The organism is Myxococcus sp. AB036A (assembly GCF_006547355.1).
Lineage (GTDB): Bacteria > Myxococcota > Myxococcia > Myxococcales > Myxococcaceae > Myxococcus > Myxococcus virescens.
This window is the reverse complement of sequence record NZ_VHLC01000036.1, coordinates 33007-59663: the sequence shown is the minus strand read 5'-3', so window position 1 is coordinate 59663 and position 26657 is coordinate 33007. Positions and strand designations below refer to the sequence as shown.

Sequence of the window (26657 nt, the reverse complement as noted above, 5' to 3'; positions counted from 1 at the left end):
CGCACGGATGCGGGAGCGGCATTGCACCTCAGTCTACCGTTTCCGCCCGACGAGGCTTGGGCGGCACGCCTGCGTCTGCCTTTGGAGCCGGTGGGCACCGACCTTGCCGGTCGATGCCCAGGCCTTCACCGCCCAGCGGGCGCGGCCAGGAAGCCGCGCTGCACCAGCGAGGAGAGATACGTCGAAATCAACGTGGCATCCACGGATGGACACGACGTCCCTGTTCCTCCCAGCGCCTTCAGCGTGTGCCCGCTGTCGCAGACCACCATGCGCGGCCCACCCACGCTCCGGTCCTCGGGCGGCACCTGCTGGAGGAACAGGAGCAGGTCTCCCAGCTCACTATCGGACGGCGCCGCGAGGCCAAGCTCGGCGAGCCACTCGTCATAGGGGAGCACGCGCAGCCCGTAGCCAAAGGCTCGCATGTGGCTCCACATCTCATCCGCTCGCACGAACTGCGGGTTGACCAGATGGAAGGTCTGACCAAGGGATTCGGGGCGCAGGGACAGGTCCACGATGGCGCTGCTCACGTAGTCCACCGGCGTCACATCCAGCAGCGCGTCCACGCTGGGCGCACTCCCCAGTTGGACGCAGCCCTTGAGGGTCCTGCACACCAGGTCATCCGTGTTCCACGCCCCCGTCTGGCTGTGCCCCGTCACCCGCCCCGGCCGGTGAATCGTCACTGGGAGTCCTCGCTGCGAGGCCTCACGCACGAGCTTCTCCGCCACCCACTTGCTCTGGGCATAGCCGCCCACCAGGCTCGCAGCCGCTTCCAGCGGCTCATCCTCGCGGAAGGGAAGCTGGCGACCCACGGGCAGCACCGACACCGTGGAGACATAGTGCAGCGGCTTGATGCGCGCGCGCATGCACAGGCGGAGAATCTCCCGCGTGCCGAGCACGTTCGCGGCGCGCATCGACTCATAGGGATAGATGAAATTGACGAGCGCACCGTTGTGGTAGACGGCGTCCACCTCCTCCGACAGCCGCTGGAACTCCGCTTCCGACAGGCCCAGCAGGGGCTGGCCGATGTCCCCTCGGACAGGGACGATTCGCGACGCCAGGTCGTCGCGCCACAGCGAGTAGCTCTCCAGGTTCTTGCGAATCCGCTGCATCCCCTCCTGCTCCGACTTGGAGCGGACCAGGCAATGGATGCGCGCCTGCGTCTTCCGGCAGAGCTCCTCGAGCAGGAAGGCGCCGAGGAAGCCCGTGGCGCCCGTCAGCAGCACGGCGCGCGCGGGCCCGGAGGTGGGCGGAAGCGCCGTTCCCGGCAGCAGCCCTGCCTCCAGCACCGCGTCCGCCTCCAGCTCCGCCACCACGTCGTGGACCGGCAGCGAGCCTGTCTTCGCGGCCTCGATGGTGCGCGCCATCTCTTCCAGCGTCGGAGACTGCAACAGGGCCCTCAGCGGGATGTCCGCGCCCGACGCGGCCCGAGCGAGGACGAGCACCCGGTAGAGCAGCAGCGAGTGGCCTCCGAGCTCGAAGAAGTGGTCGTGCACGCCCACCTGCTCCACCCCGAGAACCTGCCGCCAGATGTCCGCCAGTGTGGCTTCCCCAGGCGTTCTCGGCGCGACGTGGGCCTTCGCCGTCCCGGAGCCCACACGCTCCGGCGCGGGGAGCGCGGCACGGTCCACCTTCCCATTCGGAGTGAGCGGCAAGGCGTCCAGGCTCACGAACACGAAGGGCACCATGTACTCGGGCAGCTGGGATTTGAGGTGGTCGCGCAGCTCACCCGGCGCGGGGGCCTTCCCGTCGCGGCCCACCACATACGCCACCAACTGCTTGTCAGCGCCCGGGCCTTCTCGCATGACGACGACCGCATCGCGGATGCCTGGGTGCTCCTGCAGCGCCGCGCCAATCTCACCCAGCTCGATGCGGAAGCCGCGGAGCTTCACCTGGTGGTCCATCCGGCCCAGGTATTCGAGTTGCCCGTCCGGCAGCCACCGCGCCAGATCCCCTGTCCGGTACAGGTGCGCGCCCGCGTCTCCGGCGAAGGGAGACGTGACGAACCGCTCCGCCGTCAGCTCCGTCCGGCCCAGGTAGCCCCGCGCGACACCATGCCCGCCGATGTAGACCTCGCCCGGCACCCCCACGGGCATGGGCTCCCGGTTCGCATCCAGCACATAGACCTGGGTGTTTCCAACGGGCCGGCCGATGGTCGGCGTCTCGCCCCGGTTCACACGGGTGAACGTGGAATAGGTCGTCGTCTCGCTCGGGCCGTAGAGGTTGAAGACATCTCTCACGTGGCCCAGGGCGTAGATGGAGTCAACCAGTGCTCCCGCCAACGCCTCGCCCGCCAGGTTGACGATGGTGACCGACGCCGGCACCCCGCCCCCTCGCAGCAGCGCGCCCATCGCCGAGGGCACGGTGTTGACGAGCGTCACCTCCTTCGCCGCGGGCAGTTCGGGCAGCTCCAGCGCGTTCTTCGCGACGATGACCTTCGCCCCACAGCACAGGGGCGTGAAGATTTCGAAGACGGACAGGTCGAAGCAGATGGACGTCGACGCCAGCGTCCCCGCCAACGACTCCGGCGAGAAGACACTCTGGGCCCACTGCAAGAAGGCCACGGCGTTCCGGTGGTCAATCATCACGCCCTTGGGCTTGCCGGTGGAGCCCGAGGTGTAGATGAGATACGCGAGTGAATCGGGCGTCGTGACACGCCCGGGGTTCACCTCCGGCTCGGCGCCGAGGGCGACGGCATCCGCGTCCAGGCACACCACGCGTGCCTCGGTGGCGGGAAGCTCCGGGAGCAGCCGCTGCTGCGTGAGCAGCACGGGCACCTGCGCGTCCTCGAGGATGAGCGCCAGCCGCTCCTTCGGGTAGGCGGGGTCCAGTGGCACGTAGGCGCCGCCGGCCTTGAGGATGGCCAGCAGGCCGATGACGAGGTCCTCCGTCCGCTCGACGCAGAGGCCCACGCGCGCCTCGAGCCGCACGCCCAGCCGCCGCAGGTGATGGGCCAGTTGGTTCGCCCGGCGGTTGAGCTCGGCGTAGGTCAGCGTCCGCGTTCCGCTCACCACGGCCACGGCGTTCGGCGTCCGCTCCACCTGGGCCTGGATGAGTTCGTGCATGCACAGCGCCGGGACGCCGAGCACCGGGCCGTTCCAGGCCGTGAGCAGCCGCATCCGCTCTTCCGTCGACAGCACGGGCAGCTTTGACAGTGGCGTCTCTGGTTTCGCGACGACGGCCTCCAACAGCACCTGGAGGTGGCCCACCATCCGCTCCGCCGTCGAGGCGTCGAAGAGCTCACGCGAGTATTCGAGCATGCCAGCCAGGCCCTGTTCGCCAGAGGCCAGGATGAGGGACAGCTCGAACTTGGCGACGCCTTCCACGCTGCCGTCGGGTGCACCGCCCAGGAAGGACCAGCGCGTCCCGGGCAGGTCCAGCGTGGGCGCGGGGATGTTCTCCAGCGTGAAGCAGGCACGCACCAGCGGGTTGAGCCCGCCCTCACGCGATGCGCCGACCGCCTTCACCACTTCGCTGAAGGGCAGCGCCTGGTGGTCCTGGGCGTCGAGCACCGTCTTGCGCGCCCGGGCCAGCCACTGCGAAAAGGTCGGGTCACCGGACACGTCACTCCGGAGCACGAGCGTGTTGGCGATGAAGCCGATGAGGTCCGGCGGCACGCTCCCCCGGTTCGCGGTCACCGTCCCCACGCCGAAGTCGAGCTGCCCCGAGTAGCGATGCAGGAGCGCGGCGAACGCGGCGTAGAGCACCATGAAGAGACTGCACCCTTCACGTTGGCCGAGCTCGCGCAGCGCCTCGCTCAACCCGGGCGAGAAGGCCACGGGCACGGTCGCACCCCGGTGGCTGGTGGCGCTAGAGACACCCCGGTCCACGGGGAGCTGAAGCGGCGGCAGTCCCTGGAGCTTCTCCTTCCAGAAGGCCCGCTCCCGGGCACCAGCGGCCCCCGCCAGCCATGCCTGCTCACGCAGGGCCGACTCGGCGAACTGCATGGACACGGGTGGCAAGGCCGCGGCCTGTCCCCGTACGAAAGACGCGTAGAGCGCCGACAGCTCCCGGACGAAGACGCCGAGCGACCAGCCATCCGTGATGATGTGGTGCTTCGTCACGAAGAGCGCGGAGTCGTCGGCGTCCAGGGACACCAGCGTCACGCGGAACAGGGGGCCCTGGGCCAGGTCGAAAGGCTGCTGGGCCAGGGCCTCCGAGCGCCGTTGGACCTCCTCGTCGCGCTGCACCTCCGACAGCCCCCGCACGTACACGACGCTCAGCGTCGCGCCCACGTCGGGCGACGCGATGACCTGCCTTGGACTCCCGTCCACCTCCGGGAAGGACGTCCGGAGGACCTCGTGCCGACGGACCAGCTCGTCCAGGCTCCGGCGCAGCGCCACCGTGTCCAGCGCGCCGCGCACCCGCAGCCCCAGGTGGACGTTGTACTGCGCGGTGCCCGGTGACAGCCGGTCCAGGAACCAGAGCCGCTCCTGCCCGCTGGACAGCGGGATGACCTGGGGCCTCGTGATGGGCTGCTCAGGGCCACTGCCCACCTCGTCGCGCGCGGTGTGCTTGCGCAGGAACTCGAGGATGTCGGCCTTGTTCGCCGCCAGCTCGGTCCGCAGCTCCGGCGTGAGGACGGCCTTGCCTGCCTCCACCACCAGCTTGTCACCGTCGACGCGCAGGCGAACGCCCCTCGCCGCGAGGGTGCCCAACAGCTCCCGTACACTCATAGGACGAAGACCTCGTTGTCGTTGGTTGCGGCCGCCTCTGCCTGGATTGCGAGCGTCTCGACCAGGGCGCGATCCATGACTTCACTCTGGAGATGCGCACAGAGCGCCTCCAGCGTCGGGTGCTTCCAAATCAGTGACGCCGGGAGCGACAGCCCCAGTCCCGACGCCAACCGGTTGCGCAGCTCGAGCCCCATCAGCGAGTCGAGCCCGAACCCTTGGAGCGGCGCTTCGGCGTCGATGCGCGCGGAGTCGAGCCGGAGCACCCGGCCCAACTGCTCGCGAACGAACTTCTCCAGCGCCACCCGCGCGTCCCGAGGTGTCGCCGTCCGCAGGGCTTCAAGCAGCGCCACATCCCGGGCGGCCTGCGCGCCCTCCCCCGCGCTGGCCGGGACGAGCTCCGACAGCCAATGCGAGGACTTCGCTCGCGGATAGAACTCCACCCACTTGCGGAGGTCGAGCGGCATGACCGCCATCTGCGTCACGTCGCCATCCAACAGCCGGCCCAGGATGGCGTTGCCTTCCGCGGGCGTCAGACTGTCGGAGCCCCGCTGAGCCAGGCGCTCTCCCCGGTTGGACTGCGCGGCGGCCAGACCGACCTCGGAGAAGGGTCCCCAGTTGATGCTCAAGCCCGGCAGCCCCAGCACCCGGCGGTGATAGGCCAGCGCGTCGAGGAAGGCATTGGCCGCCACGTAGTTTCCCTGCCCGGGTGCGCCGAACAGGGAGGCCGCCGACGAGTACAGCACGAAGAAGTCGAGCGGCAGGTCGCGCGTCAGGACATGCAGGTTCCAGCCCCCGAGAACCTTGGGCGCCATCACCCGGCGGAAGCGCTCCACCGTCTGCTGCAACAGGACGCCGTCATCCAGTACACCCGCCGCGTGGATGACGCCTCGCAGCGGTGCTCCACCCTCGGCGATCTCCCCGAGTACCCGGGCCAGCTGAGGCCGGTCGGACACATCCGCCGCCATCACCCGCACGCGCGCCCCCTCCGCTTCGAGCGCGGCCACGTCCGCCTGTTGCGCTGACGTCAACGTGGCGTCACGCCCAAGGAGGACGAGGTGCCGTGCGCCCTGCTCCACCATCCACTTCGCCACCGCGAAGCCTAGTCCTCCCAGGCCGCCCGTCACCAGGTACGTCCCATCCGCGCGGAGTCGCCGAGCCCCCGTGGCCGGCACCACCACGCGTGCCCCGGGATGTTTCAGGGTGAGCGTGCTCACCTCCTTCACGGTGGAGGGCAGGCCCCCGGCCTCGGAGGCGTCCTTCACCTCGCGCCACAGCCGGGCGAACCGATCGGGCTTGCGGCGCGCGAAGGTGTGCACGTCGACCACGCACCACGCGACGTTCGCATCCCCGGCTGAAGGCGCTTCGGACGTCCCTCTCAGGTCGATGACGCGAGCCCCCTCCGCCAGCACGGCGAGGCTCGGCTCAAGGCCGACAGCGCCCGGCGCGATGACCGCCAGGTCCAGCCCTCGGCCTCCCGTCATATCCAGCAGCCCCGTAGCGAATGAGGCGTCCGTGGGGTCCACGACGTGGGCGGCGCCGAGCTCCAGCAAGGAGGCCCGCTGCTCATCCGTCGTGGCTTCGGCGAAGACCTCCGCCCCCATGCGCCGTGCCAACTGGATGGCCGTTCGCCCGAGTCCGCTCGAAGCCCCGAGGACCCATACACGGTCTCGCTTCTCCAAGCGTCCCAGGTGGAACAGGCCGCACCAGACAGGCAGCACAGTCGCTGCCAGCGCCGCGGCCTCTTCATGCGACGACGAGGGCGGACGCGGCGCGGTGTGCCCAATGGGCACGCACAGGTGTGACCCGAGGCCCGACGTCACGAGCGCGATGCGCTCCTCGCCCACCGTGACGTCCTTCACGCCCTCGCCCACCGCCACGATGCGCCCACTGCATGCGGTGGCACCTGCTTCGTCCCAGCGCTCCGGGCTCGACGCCCCGCCGGGCCCCGGACGCGCCGCCACTTCGACTTCGAGTTCGACCTCTCCAGGCCCCGGCGGACGGCGGGTCGCGGACCGGTACTCCTGGCGCCCCTGAGCATCACGCTCGACCCGGAAGGATTGGCCCTCGGCGGGGACGATGGCCTCATGGGAGGCCCTGCCGGGTGTGCCACGAACGATGCGGCCGACATGTCGCCCATCAGGGCGGAGGGAGATTTCCTCCTCCGCGTCCGCCACGAGCAGCTCGCGCACCAGCGCGCCGGTGGCGTCCTCGGTGCGCATGACCGCGGACACGTCCACCCGTGTGCACTTCAGCTCGGCGTGCTCCTGCGCGAGCGTGCGCCCCAGGCCCCACAACGGCGCCTGCACGACGTCCGAAGCGGAGCGGCTGTCCGAACCATGGTGGACCCCCTTCGTGACCATCCACAGACGTGGCGGACTCGACAGGCCCATCCGGGAGAGCCCCTGCACGAGGTGCAGCACGCCGCCGCAGCCCATCAATGGGTCCACGTCGTCCGATTCCAGCCCCGTCAGGTGAATCACGCCGCGCGCAGCGGCCCCCTTGCCGAACGTCTCCGCCAGCACCTCATCGAAGGCCATCGGCGACGACACGTCCACGATGCGGCGGCCCGGCTTGGAGCCACCCAGGTCGATACGGGTGACTTCGCCCTGGCGCGCGCGGAGCTGTGACTCCACCGTGTCCGCCAGCTCGCTGCCATCCGTGATGAGCAACCAACGTCCGCCCGCCTCGGTGCCCTGTGCGGGGAGCTGCTCGACGGAGGGGGCATGGCGCCACGCCTGGGCGAAGTAGAGGTCCCGGCCCTCCGCATCAGCCACGGGAGCATCCAGTTGCTGAACCCGCAGCCCCAGCGCCTCCAGCAGCAGCGTGCCGGACGCATCGCGCAGCACGAGGTCGAACTCGTAGACGGCCCGGCGCGTGCCCTCGGGTGTCCGCATCCGGACGTGGCAGAAGCCCTCCGTCTGGGGCGGTGCGTGAAGCCGCAGGTTCTCGAGCGCCACCGGGACGGCGGGCCCCGCGTCCTGTGGCACGTCCTCCGGAGGCACCGCGGCGGACACCAACTGGAAGCAGGCGTCGAGCAACGCGGGATGGATTCGATACGCCGAGGCCCGCGCGGCCAATGACTCCGGCAGGCGGAGGTGACCGAGCGCCTCCCCTCGCCCTCGCCAGACCTGCTGCACGCCCTGGAACGCGGGCCCGTAGGCCACGCCGTTGCGTGCCAGCGTCTCGTAATGCGCCGCCTGGGTCAGGACGTCGGGGCAACGCTCGCGGATGGCCTCCAACGATTCGGACGCCTGCCCCGCCTGCCCTGCGTCCAAGAGGCGGAGCCTGCCCACGACGTGCGTCATCCACCCCGCTGCTTCCGCCTTCTGGCTCGACAGCTGAAACGTGAGGGTGCGGCCCTGCTCGCCGTGCAGCGCCAGTTGGACGGTGCGCTCCTGGCCCTCGGGCAGGAGCAGCCCCTCCTTGAAGGAGGTGTCGACCAGCTCGTGCGCGGTGCCTCCCGACATCGCATGCGCCGCGGACAGCGCCATCTCCAGATAGGCCGCGCCTGGCACCACCACCGAGCCCGCCACGCGATGGTCCGCGAGGAACGAGGGCTCGCTCGCGCTCAGTGTGGATTCCCAGAAGCGGGTCTCCTGCTTCACGGAGGTCGTGAAGGAAACGCCCAGGAGCGGATGGGCACCCGCCCCTGCTCGAACGAAGCGGCCTCCCGCGGCACGCGTGGGCCTCAGCTCCAGCCAATGCCGTTCCCGCTGCCAGGGATACGCCGGCAGTGCCACGCGCCGCCGCTTGTCCGGATGCAGCCGGAGCCAGTCCACGCGGTCCACTCGGGTGGCCAGCGCCCCCAGTGACGCGAGCAGTGATGGCCACTCCTCCTGTTCCCGGAGGAGGCTCGGGACGACCAGGCCACGTCCGGAGGCGTCACCTTCCCGCAGCATCGCGTCCACGAAGGGCACCAGGATGGGATGCGGGCTCAGCTCGATGAACAGGACGTTCCCGTCCTGGATGAGACGCTGCACCGCGTCCGCGAACAGCACGGGCTGACGCAGGTTGCGCACCCAATACCCGGCGCTCAGCTCCCGGCCGTCGATGGGGGCGCCCGTCACCGTCGAGTAGAGCGGCACCGTGCTTCCCGTCGGACGGATGCCAGCCATCCGCTCCAGCAAGTCCTGCCGAAGCGGGTCCATCTGTGGGCTGTGGGACGCCACGTCCACCTTCACCCAACGGCAGAAGACCTCGCGCTTCTCCAGGCGCTCCAACACCTCCTTCAGCGCCGCCGGGTCTCCCGAAAGCACCGTGGCCTTCGGACCGTTGCTGACGGCGATGGCAATCCGGTCCTCCGCGCCCCGAATCTCCGCTTCGGCCTGTTCACGCGAGAGGTCCACCACCGCCATGGCGCCCTGGCCGCTGACCCGCCGGAGCAGCTTGCTGCGCTCGCAGATGATGCGCGCGGCGTCGTCCAGCGACAGCGCCCCCGCGACGTGGGCCGCGGCGACCTCGCCCATGCTGTGCCCCACCACCGCGTGCGGCTCCAGGCCCAGTGAACGCCACACCGCCGCGAGCGACACCTGCAAGGCGAACAGCGTCGGTTGGATGACGTCGATGTCATTCCAGCGCGGTTGCTGACCGGGGTTCGTCAACAGCTCGCGCAGCGACCAGTCCGTGTAGCGGCCCAGTGCATCGTGGCACCGGTCGATGCCCTCACGGAAGGTCGTGTCCTGGGCGTACAGCTGCCGTCCCATGCCGAGCCACTGCGAGCCCTGGCCGGGGAACACAAAGACGACCTTCTGGCTGTTGCTCCGGCGCCCCACGGAGAGACCGGGGTGGCTCTCTCCAGCAGCGAACGCATCGAGCTGCGCGACCAGCTCCTGGGGAGACTTCGCCGCGAGCGCGAGCCGGTGGTCATGGTGCGTGCGGCACAGGGCCGCCGTGTAGCTGAGGTCCGCGAGCGTTCCCACGTCCTCGCGCTTCAGGAACGAGCTCCACGTCCGGGCCAGGTCGGCCAGCGCTGGCGCCGTCTTGGCGGACAGGACGACGAGCTGCGCGGTATCGACCTCGGAAGCGGCGGGCGTGGCCGCGGGCGCGGGGGCTTCTTCCAGCACCACGTGCGCGTTGATGCCACTCAGGCCGAAGGAGCTCACCCCCGCGATGCGCCGCCCCTCGTGGGCCGGCCAGGGGACTCGCTCCACGGGGACACGCGCGGGGATGCGGTCCCATTCCACGTGGGGATTGGGCGTGTGGAAGTGCAGGTGCGGCGGTATCTCCTGGTGCTGGAGCGACAGAATCGTCTTGATGACGCCGGCGATTCCGGCCGCCGGCTCCAGGTGGCCAATGTTCGTCTTCACCGAGCCGATGAAGAAGGGCCGGTCCTCCGGACGTCCCTTGCCCAGCACGGCCCCCAGCGCCCGGAGTTCTATGGGGTCGCCCAGCGGCGTGCCCGTGCCGTGGGCTTCGATGTAGCCCACGAGGGCCGGCGGCACGCGCGCGTTCTCCAGCGCCTTCGACACGACGGCTTGTTGCGACGGTCCGTTGGGCACCGTCAGTCCGCCGCTGGCCCCGTCATGATTGACGGCGGAGCCACGAATCAACGCGAGGATGTCGTCGCCGTCACGCTGCGCGTCCGACAGGCGCTTGAGCACGAGGATGCCGCAGCCCTCCCCGCGCACGTACCCGTCGGCCGCCGCGTCGAAGGTCTTGCAGCGGCCGTCGCTCGCGAGCGCCTGCATGCTGCAAAGGCAAATCGTCGTCTCGGGGGACAGGATGAGATTGACGCCGCCCGCGAGCGCGAGATTGGACTCGCCGCGCCGGAGGCTCTCGCAGGCCAGGTGGAGCGACACCAGGGACGACGAGCACGCCGTGTCGACTGGCATGCACGGCCCCTGCAGGCCCAGCACGTAGGAGATTCGCCCCGGGACGAAGCTGTAGCCGTTGCCCGTCGCCATGTACCCGTCGAAGCGGGTCGCGTCGTCTTCCTTGAGCAGGCGTGCCATGTAGTCGCTGGACATCACGCCCATGAAGACGCCCGTCTTGCTGCCCATGAGCTGCCCAGGCGCCACGCCCGCGTTCTCCAGTGCCTCCCACGCCACTTCCAGGGCAATGCGCTGCTGTGGGTCCAGGCTCGCCGCTTCGCGCGGCGCGATGCCGAAGAACTCGGCGTCGAAGTGCTCCACGTCATCGAGGAAGCCGCCGCGGGTGCCGTACATCTTCCCCGGCATCCCGCGCGTCGCGTCGAAGTAGCCCTGCACGTCCCAGCGGGACTCGGGCACCTCGCGCAGCGCATCCACGCCGTCTCGAAGGATCCGCCAGTACGACGGTCCATCGACAGCGCCACCAGGAAAACGGCAACCCATGCCGATGACGGCGATGGGCTCGGTCCGGGCGCGTTCCACCGCATCGAGGCGGGCCTGCATCTTCTCCACGAGCAACGCGGCGCGCTGCAACGCGGAGGGCTCAGCTGACTTTGGCGAGTTGCTCATGTTCCTTCTTCCATCAGTGCGGCGAGCTTCGCTTCGAGCGAGGCGGCAAGCTCATCCGGCGACAGCTCCATGATTCGATCGAGAAGCGCCGTGTCCTGAGCCGCTCCCTGTCCTTCCTCGGCCGGCTGCGGCTCCTGGCCGAAGACTTCGCCCAGCAGGTAGGCCGCGATGGCCTCCGCCGTCGGGTAGTCGAAGACGAGCGTCGAGGGCAGCGACGCACCGACCGTCTTCTGCAGCCGGTTGCGCAGCTCCAGCGCCATCAACGAATCCATGCCCACTTCGAACAGCCGCTGCCGTGGCTCCAGCGGCGTGGATGCATCCAGGCCGAGCACCCTCACCGCCGCATCCAGGACGTGCTCCAGGAGCAGCGCCATGCGCTGGCGGGGTTCCGCGGTGTCGAGCCGGCGCCGCAACTCCGAGGCCGACGGGCCGTCCGCCTCGGACTCGGCACGCACCTGCCCTGCCACGTCGGCGAGCAGCGTGGGCGCCGCCCCCCGTGGGAACTGCGCCAGGTAGCGCGACCACTGCACCTGCAACAGGGTGAGTTGCGGCTGCGCTCGGCTGAAGGCCTTACCGAAAGCCTCCAGCGCCTCGGCCGGGGTGAAGGCCTCCACACCTTGCGCCTGGTAGCGGGACGCGAGCTCCGCGGCCATGCCCACCTCGGCCCAGGGTCCCCAGTTGATGCTCAGCGCCGGAAGTCCCAGGGCACGCCGGTGATGCGCCAGCGCGTCCAGGAAGGCATTGGCCGCCGCGTAGCTTCCCTGCCCCGGCGCGCCCAGCAGGGACGACGCCGACGAGTACAGGACGAAGAAGTCGAGCAGCTTGCCCTGCGTCAGCGTGTGCAGGTGCCACGCCCCGTCCACCTTGGGCGCGAGCACCCGGGTGAACCGCTTCCAGTCCTGTTGCAGGAGGACGCCGTCATCCAGCACGCCCGCCGCGTGGACCACGCCGCGCAGAGGCGCCAGCTTCTCCGCTTCATCCAAGGTGCGACGGACGTCCTCCTGCTTCGACACATCCGCCTGGAGCACGAGCACCTTCGCGCCCGCCGTCTCCAGCGCGCGGATGGCCTCTTGCGCTTCCGGCCTGGGGCCGCCGCGCCCGATGAGCACCAGGTTCCTGGCGCCCTGCTCCACCATCCACCCAGCCAACGCGAGGCCCAGGCCGCCGAGCCCGCCCGTGAGCAGGTAGCTCGCCTCGGAGTTCAGGCGCGGCAACTCCGTCCGCGCCACGTCCCGCGAGGCGCGAAGACGGGCCACATGCCGTTGCCCTTCGCGAATCACCACCTGCCGCTCACCGTCCGTGGCGCCCAGCTCGCGCCAGATGGCGACGGCCGCGTCACCCGGTACAGAGGAGGGCTCCAGGTCGATGAGCGCGCCTGCCAGCTCGGGGTGCTCCTGCGAGAAGACGGCGCCCAGGCCCCAGAGGGGGACCTGCTCCATCGCCAGCGGCGTGGGACGCGTGTCGAGCGCGCGAGCGCCCCGCGTCACCCACCAGATGCGTGCGGTGAAGGTGGAGTTCGCCAGGGCCTGCGCCAGGGACAGCGCGCTGCCCGCTCCCAGTTGGTGCGCCTCTCGCAGGGCCTCCACATCCTCCCCACCGGGCCCACGCAGCGCCCAGAGGTGGACGATGCCGCCCAGGGACTCGCCGGGAAGCACCGCCTCCTGGAGCAGCCGCGCGTAGTCCTCGGGCCGCTGGGCATCCAGCGTGAAACGCCCTTCACCATGACGGATGAACGCCGCTCCCGGATGGACCAGCACCGGACGGCCGCCTTGCTTCCGGATGCGCTCCGCGAGCGCCTCCGCGGTGCCCGAGGTGTCGGCGAGCACAATCCAGCAGCCGGCTTCGGGCGAAGCCTCGGGCACGGGCTGCGGCTTCCAGTCCAGTTCGTAGAGGGAGTCCCGCTGGCCGTGGCGCAGCACCGCCATCAGGGCCTCGCGCGGCGCTCGCTTGTGCTTCAACCCCTCAATCTCGATGAGCACCTGCCCCTCCGAGTCGACCACCAGGACGTCGCCGGTGATGACCTCGCCCACCGCCTCCTCCGCGTCCCGTCGCACGGCGTAGGCCCAGACGGAGCCGGTCGGCTGCGCGTGGAAGCGGAAGCGCTCCACGGAGATGGGGACGTAGACGGTGCTCAGCATCGCGTCCTCACGGATGAGGTCCGTTCCCATCGCCTGCAGGAACGAGTCGACCAGCCCCGGGTGGACGTACAGGCTCCGGTCATCCAGGTCCGTGGGCAGGCGCATCTGACACAGCGCCTCGCGGCCCCCACTGTGGATGCGTTCAATCCAGCGGAACGCGTGCCCCAGGTTGAAGCCGATGTCCCAGTTGCGCTCGTAGAGCCCTCCGTCGAGCTGACGCGCGCAGCGGGCCTCGATGTCCTTCCGCGAGAGGGGCGCGGGACGGGCGGAGCCGTCTCCCACCACCAGCGTTCCCGTGCCATTCAGCAGCCATCCCTCGGTCTCCTCGTCGGCGGTGGAGGAGAGGCTGTAGAGCTCGAAGTCGTACCGGCCCTGTCCCTTGGGCGCGAGCACGAGCTGGACGAGCTGTTCCTCGTCGTCCGCGAGCACGATGGGCTGCGAGAAGACGCACTTCTCGATGGTGTACGGCCCTGCGCCGAACGACTGCGCCGCCGTCGCGATGATGCGTGCGATGTGGCACGAGCCGGGCACGACGATGGTGCCGTAGAGCCGGTGGTCCTCCAGGAACGGCAGCGACTGCGCGCTGTAGCGTCCCTCGAAGACCAGCGACTTGCTCAAGGGCGAGCGCACCCGCTGACCGACGAGCGCCTGCGCGGTGGTGTGCGTGGAGGCCGTGCGGGGCGTCTTGGGGGCATCCAGCCAGTGCCGCTGGTGCTGCCACGGGTAGACGGGCAGCGCGACACGGGCGCGGTGGCGCTCGCCATTCAGCGCGCTCCAATCCACATCCACGCCCTGGGTGTAGAGCGCGGCCAGGCTGGAGAGAACCTGCGCCTGCTCGGGCTGCCCCTTGCGCAGCGATGGCAGCCAGGTGCCCGCGTCGTCCCCAAGGCCCTTGAGCGCCATGCCCATGAGCGTCGGATGCGGGCCGACCTCGACGAAGACGATTCCCCCCAATGCCCGCAGCGCCTTGAGTCCGTCGTGGAAACGCACGGCCTCTCGGACGTGGCGGCGGAAGTACCCGGCGTCGAGCACCGTGCCCTCCTCGAGCACCTGCCCCGTGACGTTGGACGCCAGGTGGATGCGCGGCGCCCGGAAGGTGAGGTGTCCCGCCGCCATCTCGAACGCATCCAGCATCGGCTCCATCAACGGCGAGTGGAACGCGTGGGACACGGTGAGCCGCCGGACCTTGAGGCCCTGCGTCTGGAACGCGGCGGAGAGGGCCTCCACTGCCTCACGCTCGCCCGCGATGACGGTGTCCGCGGGCCCGTTGACCGCGGCAATCGACACCCGGTCCGCATACGGAGTCAGCGCTTGCGCGACGACCGCCTCGCTCGCCGTGATGGACACCATCTCCCCATTGCGAGGCAGCTCCTGCATGAGCCGCGCGCGCCTGGTGATGAGCCGGAGCGCGTCCTCGAGTTCCAGCACTCCCGCCACACACGCGGCCACGTACTCACCCACGCTGTGCCCCAGCACCGCCCAGGGCTCGACGCCCCAGGAGCGCCACAGCTCCGCCAGGGCGTACTCCAGCGCGAAGAGCGCCGGCTGCGTGTAGCCGGTGTCGTCGATGCGCGCGTCCGCCCCGTGCATCACGGAGAGGAGTGAGTCGCTCCACTCGCCCTCGAGCAGGGCGTTGCACCGGTCCAGGGCCGCACGGAAGACAGGCTCCGTCTCGTACAACTCACGGCCCATGCCCGCGTACTGCGCGCCCTGTCCCGTGAAGACGAAGACGACCTTGGGCTCCTCTCCCTCGAATCGGTGCTGGGCCAGCCGGGGCACTTCCTCCCCTCGGGCGAAAGCCTGCAGCCGCTCCCGGGCCTGCTCCGCCGTCTCCACCACGAGCGCCATGCGGTGAGAGAACGACGTGCGCTGCGTGTTCGCCGCGTGGGCGACATCCGCGAGCGACAGCTCCGGCCGCTGGGCGATGTGCTCCCCGACCCGGACCGCGAGCTGCGCGAGCGCCCCCTTCGTCTTCGCCGACAGCGCGAGCACCTGCGCGCCGCGCTCGGCCTGCGCCTTGACGGGCTCCGGCCGAGGCGCCTCCTCCACGACGATGTGCGCGTTGGTGCCGCTCAAGCCAAAGGCGCTGATGCCGGCGATTCGTGGACGCGCCCGCTCCGGCCACGCGGTGACTTGCGTCGGGATGTCCAGCGGGAAGCCGTTCAGCTCGATGTGCGAGTTGAGCTTCTTGAGGTGCAGGTGCGGCGGAATCACGCCGTGCCGGTGCGCCAGGACGACCTTGATGAGCCCGGCGATGCCCGCCGCGGCCTCCAGGTGGCCAATGCTGGTCTTCACCGAGCCCATCAGCAACCGCTGCTCGGGCGTGCGTCCCTCGCCGAGCACGTTGGCCACGGCGCGGACCTCGATGGGGTCACCGAGCGACGTGCCCGTGCCGTGCGCTTCGATGTAGTCCACGTCCGAGGGCGCGACGTTCGCGTTGGCCAGGGCGGCGCGGAGGACCTGCTGCTGGGCATCCCCGTTCGGCACGGTGAGCGCGCTGCTCGGACCATCGTGATTGACGGCCGAGCCACGGATGACGGCGAGGATGTCATCGCCATCCCGCTTCGCGTCCGACAGGCGCTTGAGGACGACCATGCCGCAGCCTTCGCTGCGCACGTAGCCGTCGGCGGATTCGTCGAACGTCTTGCACCGTCCATCCGAAGAGAGGGCCCGGAGCTGCGCCAGGTAGATGGTGGAGTGCGGCGCGAGCGTCATGTTGACGCCACCCGCCAGCGCCAGGTTGGCCTCGCCACCACGCAGGGCCTGGCAGGCGAGGTGCACGGCCACCAGTGACGACGAGCACGCCGTGTTGAGGCTCATCGCCGGCCCCTGGAAGCGGAGCAGGTAGGCCAGCCGGCCCGCGGCGAAGCTCGCGTCGTTGCCGGTGGCGATATAGGCGTCACCCGCCGCCGACGCGCTCCCCACGCCGTTGAGCATCGCGTACTCGTTGCTGCCGATGCCGACGAACACCCCCGTCTTGGTGTTGGCCAGCCGCGCGGGCGCGAGTCCCGCGTGCTCCAACGACTCCCAGGCGACCTCCAGCAGCAGACGCTGCTGTGGGTCCATGTTCGAGGCCTCGCGAGGCGCAATCCCGAAGAACTGGGCGTCGAACTGGTCTGCGTCGTCCAGGAAGCCGCCCCAGCGCGTGTACGTCTTGCCAGGGACGCCCGGCCGCGCGTCGTAGTAGTCGTCTACCTTCCAGCGCGAGGCGGGGACCTCGCGGATGGCATCCACGCCGCCCTCCAGCAGCTTCCAGAAGGCGTCCGGGCCGGAGGCCTGTGGGACGCGGCAACCCATGCCGATGATGGCAATGGGCTCCGTCGCGTTGCTGACGACGCGGCTTGTCTCCTCCTTCGCCTCCTCCTCCAGCCGGAGCACGTCCTTGAGCAGATACGTGGAGAGGGCCAGGACGGTCGGACGGTCGAAGGCGATGGTGGACGGGACCTGGACACCGAAGCGCGCCACCAGCCTGCGCCGAAGCTCCACGGCGGTGATGGAGTCCATGCCCGTGTCGAAGAAGCCCTGCTCCAGCTTCACCGCCGCGCTGGAGGCGAAGCCCAGCACTCGGGACACCTCCTCACGCACCCACGACGTCACCAGCTCCTTGCGCCGCGCGGGCGTGGCGTTGCGCAACTGCGCCAGCGTCTCGCTGCCGTCCACCGGGGCCACCGGCGTGGGCACGGAGGGAGCACCGAGCACCTCCAGGAGCGGTCGGGGCGCCCGCGACTCGTACACGGACTTGAAGCGGCTCCAGTCAATCTGCGCCACGCTCCGCTGCGTCACGTCCATGGCGAGCAGCGCTCCGAGCAACTGGAGCCCGCCCTCCACGGTGACACCGCGCACGCCGATGCGCTCGAACCAGCGCAGTCCTTCCTCGGCGACCATGCCTTCGGCCGCCCACGGCCCCCAGTTGATGCTCAGTGCATGCTGGCCCCGCGCGCGGCGGTGGTGCGCCAGCGCATCGAGGAACTGGTTACCCGCGGCGTAATGCCCCATCTGCGCCGAACCCCACACGGCCGAGCCCGACGAGAAGTAGACGGTGAAGTCCAGGTCCAGCCCCTGCGTGAGCTGGTGCAACACCCACCCACCCGCCACCTTCGGGCGCAGGATGGACGCGAGCGCCGCCTCGTCCATGGCCTCCAGCGATACCTGCGTGGAGACTCCCGCGGCGTGAATGACGCCCTTCAGCGGAGCCGGTCCCCGCTGGACGGCGTCGATGACCTCCGACATGCGCGCCGCATCCGCCACATCCGCGCTGAGAGCGTGGACGACGGCGCCCTCCGCTTCCATGGCCTCGATGGCGGAGACCTGCCGGCCCACATCATTGTCGCGGGGAATGGCGGCCCACGCGTCGCGGCTCGGCAGCCCCTTCCGGCCCAGCAGCACGAGGTGCCGCGCGCCCTGGGAGACGAGCCAGCGTGCCACGTGGAGTCCCAATCCGCCCAGACCACCCGTGACGAGGTACGTCGCATCCGCGTGAAGCGTGAGGCGGGCATTGCCAACGGCAGGCTCCGAGGGAACCAGCCGAGCCACGTGACGGGTGCCATCGCGGAGCGCCGCCTGGTCCTCGCCATCCGCTCCGGACAGCTCGCGCCACAGCGCTTCCACCTCGCCCTCCGGCGCGGCGGGGTCCAGGTCCAGCAAGCCGCCCCAGACCTCCGGGTGCTCCAGCGCCAGGACACGGCCCAGGCCCCACAGCGGCGCCTGTACGGGCGAGCCGCTCGTGACGCTGCCCACCGGCTGGGTCCCCCGCGTGCACAGCCACAACCGGGCGCCGCTCGCGGACGGTGACTTCACCAGCGCCTGCACCAGGCGCAGCGCCGCGTGGACGCCTCGTTTCTGCGCGGACTCCACCTCCGCGAGCGTGGGCTCCGCGCCGGACACGGTATCTGCGCCCCACAGGTGCACCACGGCCTTCACCGGCCCCACGTCCTGGAGCAATTGCGCGTAGTGCTCCGCGTTGTCCGGGTGGATGGACCGCACCTTCTGGCCTTCGACCGCCGCGACCTCTCCGGGGACGACCAGCCAGCACGGTTCGCCCAGGGCTTCCAGATGGGCCGCCAGCGCGGCACCAACACCCTCACGGTTCCCGAAGACGAGCCAGGCTCCCTCGCCCCTGGGCGCACGCGGCGAAGGCGCCCCCCGCTCACGCGCGTGCCAGGTGATGTCGTAGACCCATCCACCCGGGCTTTGGCCATTCGACGTGTCCGCGCTCCGGGCCACGGAGGCCCGGGTCAGCGCCTTCACGGGGGCATCGTCAATCCAGTACCGCGAGCGCTGCCACGGGTAGAGCGGCAGCGACGCGAGACGGCCTCCCTCCGGGAAGAGCCGACTCCACTCCACGGGGTAGCCCTTCACGTGGAGCCCGCCCAGCGCGCCCAGCATCACCGTCTGGCCAGCCCGCCCCTTGCGCAGTGACGGCACCGCCGCGCCTTCCAGCTCACGGCGTCGCAGCGCCTGCTCCACGTACCGGCCGAGCGCGGGCTGAGGCCCCAGCTCGACGAAGAGCCGGTGCCCTTGCTCCAGCAGCGCTTCCACCGCCGCTGAGAACCGCACGGGCTCTCCGACATTGCGCGCCCAGTACGCCGCGTCGAGTGCCGTGCCGTCGATGGCCTCGCCACTCACCGTGGAGAACATCGGGACGGACGTCGGCCGCGTTTCGATGTAGCCCAGGACCTGGGTCAGCTCCGCCTGGAGCGGTGCCATCTGATGGCTGTGGAAGGCGTAGTTGACGCCCAGGTCCCTCGTGGCGACACCTCGCGTACGCAGTGCTTCGAGGACCGCTGCGAGCGCCGCCGGTTCACCCGACAAGACGACGCTCCGGGCGTCGTTGATGGCCCCCACCGACAGCCGGCCCGCGTAGGGCGCCAGCTCGCGCTGAGCCTCGTCGGGCGACAGTTCGACGGAGGCCATGCGGCCCTGCCCCGTCGCCTTTTGCATGATGCGGCTGCGGTGCGCTACCAGCCGAGCGGCCTCGGACAGGCTCAGCGCTCCAGCCACATGCGCCGCGGCCACCTCGCCCACGCTGTGTCCCACGACCGCGGACGGGACGACGCCCAGTGCACGCCATGCGGCCGCGAGCGCGACCTGGATGGCGAAGATGGCGGGCTGGGCCACCTCCGTCTCCTCCAGACGGGACTCGGGCCCGTCCGCCATCAGCGCGTCGATGATGGAGTTCCGGGTGTGCGGAGCCAGCGCCGCGTCCACGTCACGCAACGCGGCGGCGAAGTCCCCGTTGCTCGCGAAGAGGTCACGCCCCATGCCCTGCCACTGGGAACCCTGGCCTCCAAAGACGAACACCACCTGTTCCCGGCGTCCCTCCGCGACGCCCGTCGTCAGGTACGGAGGCGCCCCGCCTTCGAGGAACGCCAGGAGCTGTTCGCCCCACTCCACCGCCGTACAACCAGCCACCGCCAGCCGGTGTTCGTGGGGGTTGCGCCGCAGCGCCGCGGTGTAGGCCAGGTCTTCGATCCGCGGCGCCGCGTCCCCAGGTTGAGCCAGGAGCGCGTGGTACGAGCGAACCAGGGCTCGCAGCGCGCCCTCGCTCCTCGCGGACAGCGTGAGCAGCCGCGCGGCGGTCTGGGTGGCCTCGGGCACGGGCGAAGACGCGGGGGCCTCTTCGACAATCACGTGCGCGTTCGTCCCGCTGATGCCGAACGAACTCACCGCCGCGTAACGGCGCCGCTGGGAGACGGGCCACGGCTGTTGCTGCGTCGGGATGGCGAAGGGCGTGTCCTCGATGGAGATGCGAGGGTTGAGCGCCTTGAAGTGCAGGTGCTTCGGAATGGCCTCATGCCGGAGCGCGAGCAGCACCTTGATGAGGCCCGCCATGCCGGCCGCTGCCTCCAGATGACCGATGTTCGTCTTCGCGGAGCCGAGGAAGCAGCGCGAGTCATCCTCGCGCCGGTGGCCATACGTCTCCCGAAGGGCCTCCACCTCTATCGGGTCGCCGAGCGGCGTGCCGGTGCCGTGGGCTTCGATGTAGCCAATGTCCTTGGGCGACACCTGGGCCGCTGCCAGTGCCTCGCGAATCAGGGCCTGCTGCGACAGGACGTTGGGCGTCGTCAGGCCGGTGGAGCCACCATCCTGGTTCACCGCCGATGCGCGAATCACGCCCAGGACGTTGTCTCCGCTGGCCAGCGCGTCGGAGAGCCGCTTCAGCACCACGACGCCGCAGCCCTCACCCCGGACGAAGCCATTCGCCCGCGAGTCGAAGGTCCGGCAGCGCCCATCCGGAGACAACGCCGTCAGCTTGGAGAGCCAGGAGCTGGGCCGCTGCGACAGGAGCAGGTTGACGCCGCCCACGAGCGCCGCGTCGCACTCGCGGTTGCGCAGACTCTGGCCGGCCAGGTGCAGGGCCACCAGCGAGGACGAACAAGCCGTGTCCACCGACATGGCCGGCCCCCGCAGGTCCAGCAGGTACGAGAGCCGCCCGGCAATCACGCTGTTGGAGCAGCCGATGACGGAGTAGACGTCGCCCTCCACGTCGCGCTCCGCCTGGAGCATCGCGTAGTCATTGCCGCAGACGCCGACGAAGACGCCCGTCCGAGTGCCCGACAAGCGCGCCTTCGGCAGGCCCGCGTCTTCCAGCGCCTCCCACGCGACCTCGAGCAGCAAGCGCTGCTGCGGGTCCATTGCCACGGCCTCACGCGGCGCAATCCCGAAGAACTCCGGGTCGAAGCCATCCACCCGGTCCAGGAAGCCACCCCAGCGCGTGCCCTTGTGCTCCGCCGCGTCCGTGCTGCTCTTCCAGCGGTCGGCGGGCACCTCGCGGACTGCGTCCACGCCTCCACTCAGCAGCCGCCAGTACGCCTCCGGGTCATTCGCGCCGCCCGGGAAGCGGCAGCCCATGCCGACGATGGCGAGCAGCTCGGGGCCCTGCGCCGTCGTCCCCACCGCCGGAACAACCTGCGCCTCCTTCACCACCGGACGCGCCGTGACGCGCGACTCGGCGTCGAGGACGGGCTCCAGCTTGCCGAACAGGTGCGCCGTCAGCGTCTGCACCGTGGGATAGGCATAGGCCAGCGTCGCGGACAGCGTGAGCTTCAGCCCGGACTCGAGCCGGTTGCGCAGCTCCAGTCCGGTCAGGCTGTCCATTCCGAGGTCGCCAAACGGCTGCTCGGGGTCGATGCGCGCCGGCTCCATGCGGAGGATGCGTCCCAGCTGCTCACGCAGGTAGCCCTCCAGCAATCCCCGCCGCTGGGAAGGCTCCGCCGCCGCGAGCATCTCCCGCGCGGTCCCCTTGCGCGAAGCCGGCGTGCTCACCCGTTCCTGCATCAGCGCGGAGAGGAAGGGCGACTGCGCCGCGCTCAGGTAGAACTCACGCCACTGCCGCAGGTCGAGCGGCACCACGGCCACCTGCGCGGCCTCCTTCGCCAGCAGGCGCCCCAGCGCATCCAGGGCTTGCGCTGGCGGCATGTTGCCCACGCCACGCAAGGCCAGGCGGTCGCCCCGGTTCGTCGCCACCGCGGCCAGGCCCACTTCGGCCCAGGGGCCCCAGTTGACGCTCAACGCGGGGAGTCCCGCCGCACGCCGGTGGTGCGCGAGCACATCCATGAAGGCGTTGGCCGCCGCGTAGTTGCCCTGTCCCGGCGAGCCGAGCATCGACGCGGCGGAAGAGAACATCACGAAGAAGTCCAACGGACGGCCCAGCGTCTGGGCATGCAGATTCCACGCGCCCTGGACCTTCGGCGCCAGGACCGTGCGAAGCCGCTCCGCGTCGAGCTGCGCGAGTACACCGTCGGCGATGACACCCGCCGCGTGGACGATGCCGCGCAGCAGCGGCAGCTCCGCATCCATCGAAGCCAGCAGGCGCGTCACGTCGTCGGCGCGGGTGACGTCCGTCGCGTAGACGCGCACCTCGGCGCCGCTCGCCCGGAGCTCGTCCAGCGTCCGGTTCGCCTCGTCGGTGGGCGCGCTCCGGCCGGTGAGCGACAGGTGCCGGGCGCCTCGCTGGATGAGCCACTTCGCCACTTCCAGCCCGAGCCCGCCCAGGCCGCCGGTGATGAGGTACGTCCCCTCCGCCGAGAGCTCACGGGGCTCCGTCGCCTTCCCGCCAACAACACCCCGCCCCAACCGGGCGACGTGGCGCTGACTTCCGCGCAACGCAATCCGGTCCTCCGCGCTGTCCGCGAGGAGCTCCGCGGCCAGCGACGTGACTTCCTCGGGGGACGGCTGCGCGCTCAGGTCCACATGAGCGCAGCGCAGCTCCGGGTGCTCATGGGTGATGACTGCCGCGAGGCCCGCGAGAGGAGCAGCCGCCGGAGCCCCCGGCGCCGAATCCCGGGCGAGGACGTGCAAACCCGACGTCACCAGCCACAGTCGCGGTGCGTCGCGCCAGCCCCGCTGGGCCCACGCCTGGAGCAGGGCCACGACGCTGTTCCCACTCAGCGTCACGGCCTGCTCGAAGGTCTCTGGCTCCGCCACGCTGGACGCCACGTCGAGCCCGTACAGGTGCACCATGCCCTTGCACGGCGACTGCTCGCTGAAGGCGTCTCGGAGGAGCGCCTGGAAGTCCTCCAAGCGCGACGGGTTGACGCGGTAGTGGTCTTCAGAGAGCCGCGCGTAGGCGGGCCCCGCCTCCACCACGACGCTGACCTCGGCGTGCTCCGCGAGCCCCCGGGCCAAGGACTGGCCGACGCCACGCTCATCCGCGAAGACGAGCCACCGGCCCGCCCCCCGCCCTGCCACGGCATCCTCCCGAGCCACGCGAGGCTGCGGCTGCCACTGGACGGAGTACGTCCAGCGGTCCACTTCATCGGCAGGCTGGCTGCCCGCGGAGACCTTCTTGCAGACCAGCCGCTGCACCTCCGCCACCAACCGTCCCTGGTCATCCAGGAGGGTGACGTCGCACTCGATGGCGCTCGCCCCCGAAGCGGCCCCATTGACGATGCGGACGTGACTCCAGAGCGCGGCCTCCGCCGGAGCCAGGGCGCGCAGCCGGGAGAAGGACGAAGGGACATACACCCCGCCTTCGCCGTCCACGCCTCCCAACGCCGCCGCCAGGACCTGGAAGCAACCGTCGAGCAACGCGGGGTGCAGGCTGTACCGGGCGTCCTCAGCCGTCCGCTCGCCCGCGAGCTGCACACGGCCCAGCGCCTCACCCTCCGCGCGGTAGAGCTCCGTGACGACGCGGTAGCTGGGGCCATAGTCCAGGCCGATGTCGCGAAGGCCCTGGTAGTGCGCCTCCACCGACACCGGGGTACTCAGCCGCGCACGCAACGCCTCCAGTCCAGCGGGCTCCGCGATAGCCGAGTCGCCCTGGCGGAGGGTGCCTTCCGCGTGGAGCGTCCAGTTCAACTCATCCGACGGCGTCTCCCGCAGCACGGGCGCGCTGAAGAGCCGGAACGCGTGCGTCCCTGAACGCTCCGTGGAGAGCCAGAGCTGGAGCACCCGTTCCTCGTCCTCCGGGAACGCCATGAGCGCGCTGAAGCTCACCTCCTCCAGGGATACGGGCGCCCCCAGCGTCTGTCTGGCCGCGCTCAGCGCCATGTCGGCCATGGCCGCCGCGGGCAAGGCGGGCACGCCCTGGACGCGATGCTCCGACAGCAGCGGGAAGTGCTTCGGGCCCAGTTGCACCTGCCACAGCCGGGAGACATCCCCCTGCGCGGACAGGTCGATGCGCTCACCGATGAGCGGATGCCCGGAGGTGGACCTCGACGTCCGCGCCTCACGGGACACGGGCTCCATCCAGAAGCGCTCGCGCTGCCAGGGGTACGTGGGCAGCGGCACGAGCTGGCCCTTGCTCGGGTACAGCCGGTTCCACGCAACGCGGTGGCCCGTCGCGTAGAGGGCGCCCAGCGAGGACAGCATCGTGTGCCGTTCGTCCGCTCCACGCCGCAGGGACGCCAGCACCACGCCCTCCGCGTCCGCGGCGCCCAGGGTCTGCTCGACGGCCGGGAGCAGCACGGGGTGCGGACTCACCTCGATGAACACGGAGTGTTCGCTCGCCAGGAGCCGCCGTGTCGCCGCCTCGAAGCGCACCGGGAGGCGGAGGTTGTTGCCCCAGTGGACGGCGTCCAGCTTCGTGCCATCCAGGAACTCACCCGTCACAGTGGAGCAGACGGGCACCTGCGCGGCACGCGGGGAGATGCGCGCCACGCGGCCCTCCAGCTCGCGGCTGATGACCTCCACCAACGGCGTATGCGACGGCACGTCCATCTTCACCCAGCGGGTGAAGACACCGCGCTGCCCCAGCGCCGCGACTGCCTCCTGGAGCGCTTCCGGCTCCCCCGACAGCACCTGCGACCGGGGGCCATTCAGTCCGCCCAGCCAGAGCTTGCCGCTCCAGGGACGGATGGCCTCCTCTGCCTCCTCCACCGACAGCTCGACCAGCGCCATGGTCGCGCCTCGGCCACCCAGGCTCCGCATCAGCTTGCTGCGGTGACAGATGATGAGGCAGGCATCCTCCAGGCTCAGCGCGCCAGCGACGTGTGCGGCGACGACCTCGCCCATGCTGTGCCCCATCACCGCGTCGGGCTCGATGCCCCACGAGCGCCACAGGGCTGTCAGCGCCACCTCGACGGCGAAGAGGACCGGCTGGTTGATGTCGATCTCCGCCAGGCGCGAGCGCTGCTCGTCCGCGGCGATTTCGTCGAGCACGCTCCAGCCCAGATGGGACCGCAGCGCCAGGTCCACCTGGACGAGCGCGTCCCGGAACACCGGCTCCTGCTCCATCAGTGCCCGGCCCATTCCTGCCCGCTGCGCGCCCTGCCCCGGGTAGACGAAGACGACCTTCCGGCGCGCGCCGAACGCCTTGCGCCCCGTCCAGGTGCCCTCGGGCAGCTCACCTCGCGCGAAGGCCCGGAGCCGCTCCGCCGTGCGCTCGGGGGCGTCCGCCAGCACCGTGAGCCGATGGGTGTGATGCGTACGGTGGGACGACGCCGTGTAGCAGACGTCGGAGAGGCTCGCCGCCCCACCGCGGCCCAGGCGCTCCGCATGACGCTCCGCGAGGGACTGGAGGGCTTCACGGCTGCGCGCGGACAGGGGCAACAGCTCCGGCCGCTGCGGCAGCGCCTCCTTCGCCGCCGGAGCGGGCGCCTCTTCGAGGATGACGTGGGCGTTGGTGCCGCTGATGCCGAACGAGCTGATGCCCGCGCGGCGGGGCTGTCCGGCGGCCGTCTCCCACGGGGTGAGCCGCGTGGGGATGGTGAGCGCGCTGCCCTCCATCTGGATGCGCGGGTTCACCTGCTTGAGATGCAAATGCGCCGGGATGCGCTGGTGACGCATCGCGAGGACGACCTTCATGATGCCCGCCACGCCCGCCGCGGACTCCAGGTGTCCCAGGTTCGTCTTCACCGAACCGATGCCACACACGCCACCATCCGCGCGAGGCGCACCGTACGTCTCGCGCAGCGCCTCCACCTCGATGGGGTCACCGATGGGCGTCCCGGTGCCGTGCGCCTCCACGTAGCTCACCTGCTCCGGCTTCAGCCCCGCGCTGTCCAACGCCTGGCGGATGAGGGCCTGCTGCGAGAGCACGTTGGGCGTGGTGAGCCCGGTCGACTTGCCATCCTGGTTGATGGCCGAGCCGCGAATCGTCGCCAGGATGTGGTCGCCGTCCGCGAGCGCATCCGACAGCCGCTTCAGCACGACGATGCCGCAGCCCTCGCCACGGGTGAAGCCGTTGGCGGAGGCGTCGAACGCCTTGCTCCGGCCGTCCGGCGCGAGCGCCTGGAGCTTGGCCACGAGCTGCACCGACTGCGGCGAGAGAATCAGGTTCACGCCACCAGCGAGCGCCATGTTGCATTCGCGCGCGCGCAGGCTCTGGCAGGCCAGGTGGAGCGACACGAGCGAGGATGAGCACGCCGTGTCCACCACCAGGCTCGGGCCCTGGAAGTTGAAGAGATAGGACAGGCGGCCGGAGAGGACACTGGCGGCAACGCCCGTGGCGCTGAACGCGTCACCTGTCTCCGGCTGCTCCACCTGCATGCAGTGGTAGTCGTCATTGCAGGCGCCGATGAAGACGCCGCTGCGGCTGCCCGACAGCTTGTCGACGTCCAGGCCCGCGTCCTCGAGCGCCTCCCACGCCACCTCCAGCAGCAGGCGCTGTTGGGGGTCCATCCGCACGGCCTCGCGGGGGGAGATGCCGAAGAAGCCCGGGTCGAAGCCGTCGACCGCGTCCAGGTAGCCGCCCCAGCGCATCGCGCCTTCCGTGAGGCCGGAGACGTCCTCCCGAGGCCACCGGTCGAGCGGAATCTCCCGCACGGCGTCGACGCCCCCTTCGAGCAGACGCCAGTACGCCTCCACGTCGTCCGCCTTCGGGAAGCGGCACGCCATGCCCACGATGGCGATGGGCTCCTTCGCGGCGCCCTCCACGGCATTCAGCCGCGACTGCATCTTCTCCAGCGCCACCAGCATGCGCTTGGCGGGAGACAGCTCGTTCGACTCGTCAGTGCGATTTGCCATGT

At 70.5% G+C, this 26657-nt stretch carries 3 protein-coding genes; all 3 read right to left on the bottom strand.

The window, feature by feature from the left end:
• Positions 1 to 125: 125 nt before the first annotated feature.
• From FL344_RS16870 to FL344_RS16860, 3 genes are read right to left on the bottom strand one after another with little or no spacing between them, the layout of a single operon-like run.
• The gene (locus FL344_RS16870; protein WP_141619255.1) at positions 126 to 4673 is read right to left on the bottom strand and encodes a non-ribosomal peptide synthetase; all 4548 of its coding nucleotides are present in this window, start codon (positions 4671 to 4673) and stop codon (positions 126 to 128) included.
• Positions 4670 to 11110, bottom strand: a complete 6441-nt coding sequence (locus tag FL344_RS16865) for a type I polyketide synthase (RefSeq protein WP_141619254.1) — start codon at positions 11108 to 11110, stop codon at positions 4670 to 4672. Before FL344_RS16865 ends, FL344_RS16870 begins: the two co-directional genes overlap by 4 nt.
• The gene (locus FL344_RS16860) at positions 11107 to 26655 is read right to left on the bottom strand and encodes a type I polyketide synthase (protein WP_141619253.1); all 15549 of its coding nucleotides are present in this window, start codon (positions 26653 to 26655) and stop codon (positions 11107 to 11109) included. Before FL344_RS16860 ends, FL344_RS16865 begins: the two co-directional genes overlap by 4 nt.
• Positions 26656 to 26657: the final 2 nt, after the last annotated feature.